We start from the raw sequence: 15,684 nt of genomic DNA on the forward strand, positions 1-15,684 counted from the left end.
TTCAGTTGCGCTCCGAAATCGCCATCTGCTCGTTGAACTCGTCACGCGGCAGGAACGGATACAGATCCTCCAGCGCACCGGTTTCCGGTTTGCCTTGTTCGTTGATACGGGTCATGACGCGCGGCACCCGCGCCTCTTCGACCTGAACCAGCACTTCGCAGATCACCGGGCCGCTACGCTCAAGCACTTCGCTCAATGCGGCGTCCAGCCCCTTGTGCGCATCGATGCGTGCGTAGCCAACGCCATAAGCCGCAGCCAATTGCTGCAGGTCAGGCAGTTTCAGGCCGCTGGTGTCGTCGGCGCCAACCAGCAATTTGAAGTGCATGTTCTGCGAGGTACGGATCGAGGCATAACCCTGGTTGTTGATCACAAAGCATTTGACCGGCAGGTTCTGTGCGGCCAGCGTCGCCAGCTCCTGAATGTTCAGTTGCACGCCGCCGTCGCCTTCGACACAGATCGTTTGCTTGCGACCCGCCGCCAGGCAAGCGCCGATGGCCGACGGAATGCCGAAACCCATCGAGCCGGTCCCGCGATTGTGGAAGCAGCGCTGGTCTTTTTTCAGGCGCAGGTTCAGCAGGAACAGTTCGGAAGCAAAACCGGAGCTGCCAGGGGCAATCACGTCGCCTTCGTTCAGTAGCTCGGACAGACGATCAGTGAAGTGATACATGCTCACGCCTTCACTGTCATCGGCATGCTCAGGTTGCAGCAGCGGATAGCGTTTACGCCAGGCAGCGATCTGCGACAACCAGCCGTCGAACGCTGGCAAAGGTGTGGCTTTGATACCCGCTACCAGACCTTCGATGAACGGCTTGACGTCAGCCACCACCGCCACTTCGACCGGCATCTGCAATTTGGCGATTTCCGCCGCGTCGATATCGACCACGACTTTCTTCGCATGTGGGGCGAAATGCGCGTGGTTGTAGGCGGTGAGCGCCATGTCCAGGCGCGAGCCGAGCACGATCAGGAGGTCGCAGTTTTGCAGAGTGAAGTTGGCCCAGCGCGGTGCAATCGAACCTGGACGACCGCCATACAGCGGATGCTCATCCTCGATCACGTCCATCGCCAGCCAGGTCGGCATGATCGGGACACCCGCGCTTTCAACCAGCGCATTGAACGCATCGACGGCGCCGGCCATACGGATGCCGCTGCCGGCAATGATCCCCGGGCGCTTGGCGGTTTTCAGCAACTCCAGAGTGCGGGCCAACGGCTCGGCAAGGTCGACAGCCGCTGCCACCGGTGGCAACTTCGCCCGGCGCAGCTGCGAAGGGTCGATCTGTACCGCCTGCATATCCAGCGGTACGTCGAGCCAGACCGGACCACGACGGCCGGTCAGCGCCGCATGTTCCAGTTCATCGAACACTTCAGCGATCGCCAGCGGGTCGGTCAGGGTCACGGCACGTTTGGTGATCGAGGACACGATGGAGACGATGTCGGCTTCTTGCACACCCAACATGCGCAAACCGGTGCCGGCCTTCAAATCGGCGGTCTTGACCTGACCCGAGATGAAGAACACCGGCGTAGAATCGAGCCATGCGCCGAGGGTTGCCGTCACCGCATTGGTGGCGCCCGGCCCGCAAGTGGTCATGCAGGCACTCGGTCCACCGGTGAGTTTGCCCGCCGCTTCAGCCGCGATGCCAGCGGCCTGTTCATGCAGGCACAGGATTGGCTCGAGGTCGGGATGACGTCCCAGGGCATCGTTCAAATGCATGGCGCCGCCACCTGGCAGGAAATACACCTGCTTGATGCCCAGCTCCGCCAGTCGATTCATGATGTAGTCAGCTACACGCATTTTGGTACCCATCGTTCAAACCCCAGTTCGCCGAGCGCTCGGCTCAATTCAATTGATTCAGAAAATCCAGCGCCGACCAGAACCCGGCACCGTGATCCTTGTGGCCTTGCCACACTTCCGGAATAAAGCTCACTTGCGGATACGCCTTGAGCTGCGTCCACGTCGCAGGCCAGTCCACATCGCCGGTGCCCATGATCACGCCCTCGCCGTTGCTGCCCTTGGCATCGGCCACGTGCAGGTGCGCCGAGTGCGGCAGCAGCAGCGCCAGTGCCGCCTGGAAGTCCAGGCCGAAATGGAAGCAGGCCATTTGCAGGTGCGAGAGGTCCAGGCACAGACGCAGGTTCAGGGCTTTGGCTTGTTCGGCCAACTCCTGCGGCATCATGAAAATGTTCTGGTGACGCTGCCCGCCGAAGTGCCACGGGAACGGCGCCATGTTTTGTGGAATCAGCTCGGTGCGACCGAAGTCGACCTGCGCACAGGACTCCTGGAAGCGTCGGTACAGCTCCGCACGCTGACTGACCGGGAAAGGTTCATCGGCCGAGAAGCCACCGATGTTCGCGACGATCAGCAGCGAGTCGGCGTTCGGGAAGAACTCGGCGATTTGCAGGGTGGCATCGACCACCCGTTGCAGGTTGGCAATCGAGCGCTGGCGGTATTCCATATCATCGGCCACCAGGTCCAGCAGCTCGCTGTTCTCGAAAAGCTCCGGGGCATGCACCACCAGACGCGAACACTCGACCTGACGCAGATAAGCCTGCGGCGCCACGCTCAAGTCACGATAGGACAAATGGAATTCGAACAGGTCCGGTTTGATCCACTGCTCGTATTGCAGGAAATCGTGATACCGCACCGGCACGCCCCAAAGAATCGGCATGGCGAATTCGCGGCGCACTTCGGCTTGCTCGGACAGATCGCTGTCGAACAGGAAGTCGCCTTGCGGGATTGCGCGCCCGGCTTTCTTGCCGAGCAGATCGATCAGGCGATACGGCGGCAGCCCCTGGCCCGGACTGGCCACGCGCAGCATGTTCTGTTCGAACACTTCACCGGGCTCGATGGCTCGGGCGGCGATCACGCTCTTGCCGAGGTTCTCGCGGTTGAGCAATTCTCCCTGGCTGGCGTGGCGGCCCGGGCCGGTCCATGGCAAGGCCTTCTCGACCTGTCGAATGCCTTCGACCAGTTGACGGAACTCCTCCGGCTCCAGGCTGGCCAGGTGGTCCGGCCCTTCCATGCCGCGGTCGAGGGTAATGTGACGCTCGATCAACTTGGCGCCCAATGCCACAGCGGCAATGCTGATCGCAGTGCCACGCTCATGACCGGAGTAACCGATCAGGCCGTGCAGCTCGCGCAAACGCGCCAGGTAACCGAGCTGAATATCGGTTTCCGGCGCCGGGTAAGTGCTGTTGCAATGCAGCAAGGCGAATGGCACGCCCAAACCATTCAACTGCTCGATGGCGCGGACGATTTCATGCTCCAGCGACATGCCCGTCGACAGAATCAACGGCTTGCCCAGCTTCGCAGCCTTGGCAATCAGGTACGGGTTGCACAGGTCGGCCGAGGCGATTTTCAGCGCCGGCACGTCAAAATCGGCGAGGACTTCGACGCTCGGTTCATCCCACGGCGTGCAGATGTAGCTGATGCCTTTTTGCGCGCAGTACTGACGGATTTGCAGGTGCTCATCGACCGTCAATTCGACCTTGTCAAGCAGGTCCTGGATGTACTCGACACCCAAATCCTCGGCCCGCGAACCATCGGCCTTGCGGCGATAGAGGGCTTCACGGTTGCGCAGCTGGAACTTCACGCAATCGGCCCCGGCCATGATCGACGCATCGACCAGTTTTTTTGCCAGTTCTACCGAACCGTTGTGGTTGTTACCCACTTCGGCGATGACGAAGGTGTGGTCGCCACCGATGACAACGCCATCGATGCTGAAAAATTGCTCATTCATTGAATTTTGGTCCGCCAGGAAGTGACACCGTTGGATTCGAAACGGAAATCAGTGGTTCGGCAGCCAAGCTCGCGGACCTTTGCGGTCACGGCCTGGCGATGCTGGGGCTGCACGAAAAACAGGAAGAAGCCCCCGCCTCCGGCGCCAAGTAATTTGCCGCCAAGCGCGCCTGCGGCCAGCGCGCTGTCGTAAATCTGGTCGAGCACGCCATCGCTGACGGCGCGGGAAAACTGTCGTTTGAGCATCCAGCCCTGATGCAGGCAACGGCCGAAATCATGCAGCTCGCCGCGAATCAGGTGGTGGTGCATGTGGCGGCACAGCGCCACGCTTTCGGTGATGAGCAGGCCCTGGGCATTTTTGCTTTCCATTTCTTCGCGCTGCTGCTCATGCAGCTTGCCGGAGTCATGGGAGATACGTGTGTCACAGAGCACCAGACACTCTTCAAGCTCGTTGCAGATCGAATCTTCCAGTCGAATCGGGTGCACCAGATTTCGACCTTCCTTGAACTCGATCAGGTTGAAACCACCGAAGGCCGATGCGTACTGATCCTGCCAGCCACCCGCGATGCCGAAGCACAACCGCTCGGACTGAAATGCCAGTTCGGCCACTTCGTAGGTGCTCCAGCGATCGCGGCGCAACTCGTTGAATGCAGCGATGACCGCCGTTGTAACGGCCGACGAGCCACCCAGGCCGGAACCCACGGGAAAGTCGGAACGGATATAAAGATCCAGTCCGTAATTGGGCTGGATCACCGAGACGATGGTCGCCAGCAAACCTTTGTCGCCATGGGCCAGCAAGTCCGAGAGGGAAGCGTAATGCTCTTCGGTGCCGAGGTCTTCGGAAAAAATCTGGATGACGCTGTCGGTACGCGGAATCAGCGTGGCATGGGAATACAGGCCGACCGTGCAACTGAGCACCGCGGCCGGGTTTTCCACGAAGTAATACGTGAGGTCGGAGCCGCCGCCGCTGAAACTCATGCGCACCGGTGCCCGAGCTCGTGCCAATACCGGCACTTCCTGATTGGCCGCCAGCCGCGCAGGCGTGACCACGTCGACCAGAAAGCCATCGACATCGACCACCGGGATCGCGTTGTAGCTCAGATCGAAGATCTTGAGCATTTCCTCGCGCGCCGCGCCGAGCTTCACCGAGCGGTAGTTGGTGTTCATGCACTCAGTGACCGGCACGGTCGTCGCGCCGCCTTGCAGCAGGTAGCGGCGCAAATCACCGTTGGTCAATACGCCGGCCAGACGCCGTTCATCATCCACCACAAAAACGATTTGCAGGGCGCCCGACTCAATGCATTCAACGGCATCGAGAATGGTCTGATGGGTATAAATCGTCTGGCTTCTTACCAACTGATTCATGCGCTCGCGACCTCTTGAAAGCCCGACTTGAATGCACTCAGCGAGTCCGGCGTTCCAATATCAATGAAGGGTCCCGAGTATTCGCCGACCTTCAGCGATTGACGGGCAATCAGTTGCGGCAAAATTTCCTGTTCCATCGAACAGGCCTGCAGCGCACACCCGTCCAGCGAATCGACGGCAAAGCCGTAGACGCCCGCATTCACCAGGCCAGGCCCGCAAACGCCCTTCTCGTTCAGCGCCAGCAACTGCAAGCTGTCCGAGCAGCTCAGGCTGCCGTAACGCGAGCGGTCTTCGACTTTGACGCCAACCAGTACATCCTCTGTCGCATTCATCGCCAGGTGATAGGCCGAGTGATCAAGCCAGGTATCGGCGTTGAGCACCAGATAACGGCCACCCGGCGGCACTTCGCGCAACGCCTGCAATACAGCGCCACCCGTGCCCATCGGTTGCTCTTCGACCACCAGCGCCAGGGCCAGACCGGAGTCGGCCGACAGCGTCGGCAACAGCTCGGCCAACTGATCGGCACGGTAATGCGCGCACAGCACCGCGTCGCTGATACCGGCCTGCTTGAGTTGCGCCAGCACCAGTGCGAGGAATGGCCGGCCATGGATGTCGACCACGGCTTTTTGCGAGCCCTGGAGCACGGCGCTCAAACGAGTGCCAAAACCACCGCAAAGGATGTAGGCGCGCATCAGCGTGCCAATCCGAAAAACTGCTCCAGGCAGCGTGCGACATGGCCAAGGTGTTCTTCACCGAGGCCCGGCCACACACCGATCCAGAACGTATCGTGCATGATTTTGTCGGTGACGGTCAGCTCGCCGCTGACGCGGAAATTGCGACCGAGCATGTACGGCTGACGCACCAGATTGCCGGCGAACAGTAGACGTGTGCCGATGCCCTGGCTGTCGAGAAACTGCAGCAATTCAACGCGCTTGATACCGCAGCCGTCGCGCAGGGTCACCGGAAAACCGAACCACGAAGGGTCGCTGTTGGCGGTGGCCTGCGGCAGGATCAAGTAGTCGGCGCAATTCGCCAGACGCTCGCTGAGCCAGCGGAAATTGCGTTTGCGCGCCTCGGTGAAGTCCTCCAGCCGATCCATCTGCGCCAGGGCACAGGCGGCCTGCATGTCGGTGATTTTCAGGTTATAGCCGAGGTGCGAATAGGTGTACTTGTGGTCGTAACCTTCCGGCAACTGCCCCATCTGCTTGCAGAATCGCTGCTTGCAGGTGTTGTCCTGGCCGGGCGCGCAATAGCAGTCGCGACCCCAGTCACGGAACGATTCCATGATGCGGCTGAGCAACGGGCTGTTGGTGAAGACCGCGCCGCCCTCGCCCATGGTGATGTGGTGCGCCGGGTAAAAACTCAGGGTGCCGATGTCGCCGAAAGTGCCGACCAGTTGACCGTCGTAGGTCGAACCGAGGGCATCGCAGCAGTCCTCGATCAGCCACAGTTTGTACTTGTCGCACAGCGCCCGGATGACCTTCAGGTCATAAGGATTGCCCAAGGTGTGCGCGAGCATGATCGCCTTGGTTTTCGGGCCGATGGCGGCTTCGATCTTGCTCGGGTCGATGTTGTAGTGCGGCAGTTCGATATCGACGAACACCGGCACCGCACCGAACTGAAGAATCGGGTTAACGGTGGTCGGGAAACCCGCCGCGACGCCGATCACTTCGTCGCCGGGCTTGATCGCGCGATCGCCCAGTCGGGGCGAAGTCAGCGCGGAAAACGCGATCAGATTGGCCGACGAACCCGAGTTGGTGGTCAGCACGCAGCGTCGGCCCAGGTATTTGGCCAGGCGTTTTTCGAAAGCATCGTTGAAGCGTCCGGTGGTCAACCAGCCATCCAGCACCGCTTCGGTCATCGTCTGCAGTTCGCCTGCACCGATCACCTTGCCCGCGGGCGGCACAGGGCTCTGGCCGGCGACGAAGACTTTGGGGGCCAGTTCCAGCTGCGCATAACGCCCAACCAACTCGACAATTTGTTGGCGCAACTGATCCGCAGTACTTTCACTCATGGGTATCGCCTTGGTAGTCCGCTATCTGCTTGCGGGTAAAGGTGTGCATGTCTTCGCCGCGTTGCCAGGCGAGGTTCCAGGCCAGCGTGCGTTCGAGGGTGTCGGCTAACGACCAGCGTGGCGTCCAGCCCAGTTCCAGGCGTGCCTTGCTTGAATCGAGCGCCAACAACCCGGCTTCATGGGGTTGCACCTGGGTATCGACCGACCAGCGCACCGCAGTCGGCCACCGCTCGGCCAGTTGGCCGACAATGGTTTCGACGGTGGCGACGCTGCTGTTGTCGGGGCCGAAGTTCCAGGCGCTGGCATATTTCTCGCCGTCCTCATACAACGCGCGGGCCAGCATCAGGTAGCCCATCAGCGGCTCGAGAGCGTGCTGCCACGGGCGCGTTGCGTGGGGATAACGCAGGACCACTTCTTGATTGTTTTGCCAGGAACGGAAAACGTCCGGGATCAATCGCTCTGGCGACCAGTCGCCGCCGCCGATCACGTTGCCCGCCCGCGCAGTGGCCAGTGCAGCACCGCACGCTTGCAAAAAAGAGTTGCGGTAAGACGCACACAGCAATTCAACGCAAGCCTTGCTGTTGCTGTACGGATCGAAGCCGCCGAGGGCGTCGTACTCGCGATAGGGCAAAACCCATTCGCGGTTTTCGTAGCATTTGTCGGTCGTGACCACCACCACCGCGCGAACGCTCGGGCAATGGCGCACGGCTTCCAGCACATTGACGGTGCCCATGACGTTGATGGCATAGGTTTCGACAGGTGTGCGATACGCCTCGCGCACCAGCGGTTGCGCCGCCAGGTGGAAGACCACGTCTGGCTGAAAGGCCTGCAGCGCCTGAGCGACCGCCGCCTCATCGCGAACATCCGCCATGTCACCGGCAACCAGACGGTCCAGACCGGCCACCGTCCACAGCGCCGGCATGGTCGCGGCGGGCAAGGCAAAGCCGCGCACATCTGCGCCCAGTTGCTGCAACCACAACGCCAGCCAGCCGCCCTTGAAGCCGGTATGGCCGGTCAGGAAAACTTTTTTACCTGCCCAGAATCCGTTCACTGCCAGAGCTTCCATTCGGCGTTGCCGCTGCTCCAGCGCTCTTCAAGGAAGACGCGGTCACGCAACGTATCCATCGGTTGCCAGAAGCCACGGTGCAGATGGCTCATGAGTTGCCCCTGGCGTGCCAGGTTGCGCATCGGTTCGTATTCCCAGGTCGTCGAATCATCTTCAATGCCATCGAGCACGCTCGGCTCCAGCACGAAGAATCCGCCGTTGATCCAGCCGCCATCACCCTGGGGTTTTTCCTGAAAGCCTCTGACGCAAGCACCTTCCAGCTCCATCGCGCCGAAGCGTCCCGGTGGCTGCACGGCCGTGACCGTGGCCTGCTTGCCGTGTTGACGGTGGAATTCGATCAGTTCGGGAATGTTGACGTTCGACACGCCATCGCCGTAGGTGAAACAGAAGGTTTCGTCGCCCAGGTAGTCGCGCACGCGCTTCAGGCGCCCGCCCGTGCCGGTGGTCTCGCCGGTATCAACCAGCGTGACGCGCCATGGCTCGGCCTTGCCCTGATGGATTTGCATGCGGTTTTCGGCCATGTCGAACGTCACGTCCGACATGTGCAGGAAGTAGTTGGCGAAGTATTCCTTGATGATGTAGCCCTTGTAGCCCAGGCAGACCACAAAGTCGTTGATGCCGTAGTGAGAGTAGATCTTCATGATGTGCCAGATGATTGGCTTGCCACCAATTTCGATCATCGGCTTGGGCTTGAGATGCGATTCCTCACTGATGCGAGTTCCCAATCCCCCTGCCAGAATTACTGCCTTCATGTGCTTCTCTCAACTGTGGGCTACATCGACTTCATTGAAGCGCTGGCCGTTGGCAAGGAACGCCAATAATTCGGCGTCTGCGCGTTTAACTCGGGCGCAGACACCAGAAAGCAATATTGGTGCCATAGGAAAAAACCCCGGAAGAGCCCCGTTATGACGGGCCTCCGGCACCTGGAACACATAAAAAAGGCCCACCGTGAGGTGAGCCTTTTTTATTGGCGCGGATGGCTGTCGAGCCTTGATCCTTAGGCTTTGGCCTGCTTGATCAGGGCCGACCATTCAATGCCGGTCACCGGTCCGAGCTCGAAGCCAGAGCCGTTGGAGGCGAGGTTCTTGTTGTAGAACCGATCATGCGCCAGCGCCTCGGACCACTTCTCGCCCAGCGCCTGACGAGCCGCTGACGACTGCGCCAATACGCCTGACTGAATGACCTGCACATGCGGGGTCCACACCGTCAGATAACCGGCCTGACCGACGCGCAGGCACAGGTCGACATCACCGAACGCCTCGGCGAAGTGTTCGAGATCAACGCCGTCAGCCGCTTCGAACAACTGCTTGGAGATCATCAGGCAGGCAAAGGACACCGCCGAGCAGTTCTGCTCCACCACCAGCCGGTTCATGTAGCCCGTGGCAGTCTTAGGCTGCCCCACGAACGGCGAACCGACACCCTCGTTAAAACCGAGGATCAGGCCCGCCTGAGTGACAGATCCGTCACGGTCGATCAGCTTGGCGCCGACCACACCGACCTCTGGACGCTGAACCTGATTGAGCAGGGTTTCGATCCAGTTGACGTTGACCACCTCGCCGTCAGCGGCCAGCGTCACCAGGTATTCACCCTTGGCCTGCTGACTGGCGACATTGATCAGCGTCCCGGTCGCCAGACCCGCTTCGGCACTGAACAGACGAACCCGGTTGGCTTGCTGGCCCTGGCCATCCAGCCAATGACCCAATTGCGCCGCGTAGGCCGAATCGTCAGCTACCAGTACTTCGTAGCGCTGGTAGCGGGTCCGTTGCAGCACACTGAGAATGCAGCGCTGCAACACCGCCAGATCACGGACGCCATGCAGGATGACCGACACCATAGGCCGTTCGATGAAGCGGTAATCGATCTTGTGCGTACCCGGCACCAGCGAACTGACGTCGGCCTGATATCCACGGGTGGCGAGATGGCGCAGCAAGGTCTTGCGCTCATCGGCATTGGTTTCCTCTTCCGGTGCCTGGCAGATCAGCAGCGGTTCGTCCAGATGCGCAAGACCGTGCAGCCCGTCCTGCTCGATCAGACGCAACAGCAAATCGAACTCAAGCGCCTTCTTGAATTCACGCGAGTAACCACCGGCCTGAACCATGACATCCCGGCGTACCAGCCAATGGCGTGCCATCAAGGCCGGGTTGTTTTGCAGCAGGTCAAGGTTGAAGCCCGGGCGGAAGACATCGGCCAGCGTTCCGTTCTTCTGACGCTGAAACTCATCCATGGCCACCGCACGGCAGTGCGGCGCGGCGAGCAACTCCAGGCTCGCCTGGTACAGACCGCTCGGCGTCAGCTCGTCACCGGCTTCGACCAGCACCATCCAGTCGCAATCAGTCTGGCTGACCATCTGATTGATTTTGTCGACGTAGTTGCTCTCGTTGACCTTGACGAAATGCAGGGTGTTTTGCAGCGTGGTTTCGGCCGGCAGGTCGCCGGTGGTGAACACGATAATCTTGAACGCTCGGCAGTAGCTGTTCATCACGCTGTCGAACGTCGCCTGCAGCTTGAAGATGTCGGCGTCCAGGTCCAGCAACAGGATGCCAAACGTCGGACCGCCAGCATGGCGGGCCAGATGCCGGGAGATGTCCTTTACCTGGCTCTCGCTCGGGTTGCGCGCCTCAAGCCAGTTCAGCAGCTGGCCGGAACGCGTGGCATCGAACAATTCGGCCTTGCTGTCCAGCGTCGCAGCACCAAGTCGCTCGCCCCATGCCAGGACTTTTTGTGCCTGCGCCAGCTCCCCCTCGCCCTTCAGCGACCGAGCCAGTCGCTCCACCACTTCCTGGTTGAAGGCGTAGAGCTCAAAGGATTTGAGCAGTCGATCATGGAGCGGTTCTGCACTGGTATTGCGATGAATGCGCGACAGCTCTTTTTGTTTGAGCATCGCCGCCTCGAGTTCTTCCAGTTGCAGCCGACCGGTCGGCACTGCGTGCAACAAAAACTCGAGCGCCGTCAGCACCTCGAAAAAGACCTGGTTGTAGAACGGCAGTTCAATGTATTGCGTCGGTTCGAAACGACGAACCGGCTCGCCTGCCAGGGAATCCCAGGTCGACTCGAACAGCTTCTCGGTAATTTCGACAAACGTAATGCTTCGGCGCTCGTGCAACGCATACGGAACTGGCAGCAGGCGCACCTTGCCACCAGCCGTCAGCCCGTCGGAATAGCCATTTGCGTGCAAGTTCGGATTGAAATCCGAGGCCAGCGATGCATACCAGCGCTGAATGATTTGGGTGCGAGTAACGGCACTGGCCAGGGACGGGCAATCCCGGTTCAAAACCGCCACACGAGCGTCAGCCGAGTCGTCGCTGTAGTCTTCGCAGCCCTTACGGTCACGCAGGTAATAATCGACGCGATCGGCATGCGCTTCGTACGCAAGGCTGTAACCCTGGCAGGTGCCGTATTCGGCGTTGGACTCCAGGAAGGCGAGCGATTGATCAATCGCGGCAGACAGCAGGAAACTTTCGACTTCGGCCACAGCCATGTATGGCGTGGTGATCTGCCCGATCACCTGACGAACTCTGAAGCTGAAGTGTTCGGCACGTGGCGCGGGCACATGCAGATACTGCACACCGGCGAACGTTGCGACGATGTCGGCATCTGCCTCAAGCGATGAATCGACGACCAGTACTTTGCAGGGCCAGGCGCTGTAGTAGTGCAAGGCACGGCGAACCGCACGAGGCTGGTTGTGAGTCAGCAGCACCAGGGTAAACCGCTCATTCAACGGAGCAGACGATCCATTCGGGAAATTGCTTTGCATATGAATTCCTATAACGAGCGGGTAGCCGGATCAGCGGCATTACGTTGTTCTGACGGTTCGACGTTGAAACTCATCAATCGGGCAGCCAGCCATCGGCCCAGTACTGCAGGTTATCGCCGCGCAACATGAAGTCGCGCAACACCACTTCACGCAATTCGTCGCCCATCCGATAGCTGGCAGCGGGATCGGACAGGTGCATGCGAATCGCCTGCAGCCATTCGTCCGTGCTGTTGGTGAATATCCGAGTGCACGGCAGATGTCCGCGATAGGCCTCGGTGTCGGAACAAATCACCGGATAGCCGCAGGCGCCGTACTCAAGCAAGCGCAAGTTGCTTTTACAGTCGTTGAAAATATGGAACTCCAGCGGCGCCAGAGCCAGGTCAAGGTTGAGGCTCGCGAGCTTCTGCGGGTACGCGGAAAGGACGACACCCGAATGGTACTCATGCACATACGGCCTGAGCGAGTCAGGGCACATACCGAAAAACACCCATTCCACTTCATCCGCGAGCTCGCGCACAACGTCGGCGATGAGATCAAGGTCGCCACGATGACTGGTGCCACCGCCCCAGCCGATTCGCGGCTTGCTTGAAGCACCACGTCGGCTGGTGAGGTTGCCGAACAAGTACGGTGCCAGCATATTCGGCACGACACGAATATCGTGGTGCATGTCCGACATGGCATCCCCCAGCGCGTGGGTCGATACCACGACCCGGTCACACATCCCTACGCCACGGCGCAACAGTGCGGGAAGGTTGCCGGGCATGTTGCGGATGTGATCATTCTTGCTGGGAATGTCGGCAATGTAGTCATCCAGCTCAAAGATACGCAGCGCATTCGAATAGGTTTTCACCTGAACAATGTCTTCAATCTTGTTCATGTTGTAGCGTCCCTGCAGCACGATCACATCCGGCGATTGACGCTCGATTTCGATTATCGACGGCATGTCGTACGACAGGCGACCGACGATCCGCCCAGCCCCCTGCAATTCGAACAATGGCTGGCTGACACGGTAGTGTCCGATTGCCGAGCTGTTGAGCGCCAACCCCAGGATCGACGGCATGCTGCGGGTGCTCAAAGGGTTCCAGCCGGTACGCGGGCCCGGCTCCAGACCGAAGCTGGGTCCGTTCAGTTTCAGGTTGCGATTGTAAGCGGGATCGTTGGCAATTTTGGGCAGCCAGCGCTGATAGAACGCTTCCTGCTCGTGCTCCAGTCGCTCTTTCCACGCCCCTTCGCGGGGTGTATCCGCCGCAGGCACCAGCACAATGCTCGAGTAAGGCGTGGTCACAATCAGATAACCACTGTTGCCAACTCGCAGGCACAACTCCAGGGAGTTGATGCCCTGCGTACTGATGGCCTCCTCGAAACCACCGACACTCTCCAGCACTTGCCTGCGCACCAGCAGGCAATGGCCGCTGACGGCACTCCAGTTCTGCACCATTTGCAGCCGCTGCATGTAACCGCCGGAGACCACCGGTTCGTTAACATACGCCCGTCCCGCCAGCCCGCCCAGACCAAGCACGAGCCCGGCGTCGATCACGTCGCCTTGCAGGCTGAGGGTACGCGGTCCGACGATGCCGACTTCGGGACGCCGCCCGTGATTGAGCATTTCATCCAGCCAGGCAGCGTCGTGCACGACGCAGTGAGGAGTAAGGAACAGCAGATACTCGCCACGCGCCTGTTGCACCGCGAAATTCCTGATGACCGCCTCGCTACCACCCTCGGCGTACGAAAAAATCCTCAATGTGTCGCTGCCCAGCTCGGCCATGGCGTTCAGCCAATGCCGGACATCGGGACTTTCGCTGGCGTTGTCGACAATGATGATTTCGTAGTGGGCGTATCCTGTATTGCTGATCAGACTGTTGATGCAACGCTCCAGCGCGCTCAACTCGTCTTTGATACTGACAATGATCGAAACCAGAGGCCGCTCCGGGTACAGGTACTCGATGCGCGGCACCAGCTGCATCAGCGGGCCAGGATGAAGCCGATGCTCGACGCCGATCCGCTGTAAATGGGCCGAGATCAGCCGAGGGTTTTGCTCGACCACTTCAGGCAGGGACAGCCATTGAGCGAAGGTGAAAGTCGACTCGACCTGCACTTCGGCGATGTGCGCGATGGTCTGCGGTCCGTCCGTTTCCACCAGCCGCCAAATCAGGTCATGAGGTGCCAGCTCACCCAGCGTTGAATCGAAGCCGCCCATCTCGACAAAGCGCTGGCACTCGAAGGCCAGGGTGCGACCGACGTAGGGATAACCGCGCATCAAGTCGAAGTTGAAGTCAGGTTTGAAGATCGGCTCGGCAGGCTTGTCGTTTACCAGCGCGCCTTCGTCGCTGTAAACACATGTCGTGCCCGGCACGCCGACAATCCGGTCGGCCAGCACCAATAGAGCGGATTCCGTCAGCCGGTCACCGGCACGCAACAGGTAAAACCAGTCCACGCCTTCCATTTGTGGCAGCAGAGCGTTGAGTTGCCGTGGCCAGTCAGTTTGCAGCGCAACCCGCAGCACATGGTGATCGACAGCCTGTTGTCCGCAGGACAACAACACCACCGATTCGCAGCCATACAACTGACCTGCGAGGCTTTGTAACGTGATGTCCAGTGCGTGGACGTCCTCGTCTGCATCGATGATGACGGGAACGATCTTCGGCCGATGCGCCCAGCGCGCAATTTGCTGCGAAAGCACCTGCTGCCGCGTCGGACTGAAACGCCGGGAAGCGAGCCATTGCGCATAGAGGTCAGCGTAACTTTCAGTGTCCGTGCCCACCTGAAACAGGATGATGGCCTGTCGTGCCGCCATGGCGTAATAGAGGTTCAGCTCTTCCCATTCACGTGGCACTTTCGTGGTGTCTTCTTCCAGTGCCAGATAGCGTATCCATCCGCTGGCCGGTGCCGGTTCGCCACTGCGTTGCTCGAGCATTTGTGCCAGCCACGTCCATTCCACAATGGAGGTCGAAACAGTGTCGGGCTGACGGGTAAGGCGCTCTGGATACAACCGCTCAACGCTGCCGACATTGTTCAGCGCAACCAGATTGCCGCGGCGCAGCAAGCAAATGAACAAAGCGAAATCGAGCAACGCCACAAACCCCGCACCGGCCTGCGCCAGCGCTGGCAGCAAGGTGACGATGTCGGCGCGGCGCATCAACGCGCAGCTGAACCCGCCGAGAATGTTACGTGGTGTCTTTTCAAAGCTGGCCAGCAGGTCTTCACCCTTGAACACGGCATCGAACTGGGTGAGGCCAACGTTCTCCATGCGAATGGGCAACACATAACTGTCGGCATCGACGAATTGAAACCTGTTGACCACCAGCAGCACGTCCGCATGCTCGGCCAGAATTTCAGCCTGCTGGCTGACGGTATGGACCAGTAACTGATCGTCGTCACACAGGAACTTGATGAACTCGCCACGGCACTCGTCGAAGCAACGCAGAATGTTTTGTTGGAAGCCCAGGCGGACAGGGTTGCGCAGATACCGCACCACCACATTCGACTCTACGCTCAGGGACTCGACGATCTGCTCGATCTCGTCCGTGCGGCAATCATCGCAAATGACGATTTCAAGGTTTTCGCAGGTCTGGTCGAGTGCGCTTTGCAGCGCTGTACGGAAGAAGCGCGGGTTGAACGCAGGGATGGCAATGCTGACAAGAGGAGTAGGTTTCACACGCGTGACTCTCGACCGGCCGGCGTCAACTCGCGCGAGAGCAGAACGTCCTGAACCGTAAAAAGAAGAAGGTCAGGGATCGCATCAAGTCATGCGA

Annotated in this window: 9 protein-coding genes; all 9 read right to left on the reverse strand. The window is 59.9% G+C overall.

Features of this window, described 5'->3' with window-relative positions; genetic code table 11:
- Position 1: 1 nt before the first annotated feature.
- Positions 2–1,789, reverse strand: a complete 1,788-nt coding sequence (locus tag CKW16_RS07060; RefSeq protein WP_095128130.1) for a thiamine pyrophosphate-binding protein — start codon at positions 1,787–1,789, stop codon at positions 2–4.
- Between the two features lie 43 nt (positions 1,790–1,832).
- A complete protein-coding gene (locus CKW16_RS07065; RefSeq protein WP_095127785.1) occupies positions 1,833–3,734 on the reverse strand; it encodes an N-acetylneuraminate synthase family protein in 1,902 nt (633 codons plus the stop codon).
- Entirely contained in the window at positions 3,731–5,098 is a 1,368-nt protein-coding gene (locus CKW16_RS07070) for a CBS domain-containing protein (RefSeq protein ID WP_095127786.1), read from the reverse strand. Before CKW16_RS07070 ends, CKW16_RS07065 begins: the two co-directional genes overlap by 4 nt.
- Positions 5,095–5,790 carry a sugar phosphate nucleotidyltransferase gene (locus tag CKW16_RS07075; RefSeq protein WP_095127787.1) on the reverse strand — a complete coding sequence of 232 codons (696 nt, stop codon included), beginning with the start codon at positions 5,788–5,790 and terminating at the stop codon, positions 5,095–5,097. Before CKW16_RS07075 ends, CKW16_RS07070 begins: the two co-directional genes overlap by 4 nt.
- A complete protein-coding gene (gene rfbH, locus CKW16_RS07080) occupies positions 5,790–7,112 on the reverse strand; it encodes a lipopolysaccharide biosynthesis protein RfbH (RefSeq protein ID WP_095127788.1) in 1,323 nt (440 codons plus the stop codon). Before rfbH ends, CKW16_RS07075 begins: the two co-directional genes overlap by 1 nt.
- Positions 7,105–8,169: a CDP-glucose 4,6-dehydratase gene (gene rfbG, locus CKW16_RS07085; RefSeq protein ID WP_095128131.1), complete on the reverse strand. Its 1,065-nt coding sequence runs from the start codon at positions 8,167–8,169 to the stop codon at positions 7,105–7,107. Before rfbG ends, rfbH begins: the two co-directional genes overlap by 8 nt.
- The gene (rfbF, locus tag CKW16_RS07090) at positions 8,160–8,930 is read right to left on the reverse strand and encodes a glucose-1-phosphate cytidylyltransferase (RefSeq protein ID WP_095127789.1); all 771 of its coding nucleotides are present in this window, start codon (positions 8,928–8,930) and stop codon (positions 8,160–8,162) included. Before rfbF ends, rfbG begins: the two co-directional genes overlap by 10 nt.
- 245 nt (positions 8,931–9,175) lie before the next feature.
- Complete coding sequence (locus CKW16_RS07095; protein WP_095127790.1) at positions 9,176–11,932, reverse strand: TIGR00180 family glycosyltransferase; 2,757 nt, start codon at positions 11,930–11,932, stop codon at positions 9,176–9,178.
- A gap of 73 nt (positions 11,933–12,005) precedes the next feature.
- The gene (locus CKW16_RS07100; RefSeq protein ID WP_095127791.1) at positions 12,006–15,587 is read right to left on the reverse strand and encodes a glycosyltransferase; all 3,582 of its coding nucleotides are present in this window, start codon (positions 15,585–15,587) and stop codon (positions 12,006–12,008) included.
- Between the last annotated feature and the right edge of the window lie 97 nt (positions 15,588–15,684).

Origin of the sequence: Pseudomonas sp. Irchel s3h14 (assembly GCF_900187425.1) — a bacterium.
In the GTDB taxonomy this organism is placed as follows: domain Bacteria; phylum Pseudomonadota; class Gammaproteobacteria; order Pseudomonadales; family Pseudomonadaceae; genus Aquipseudomonas.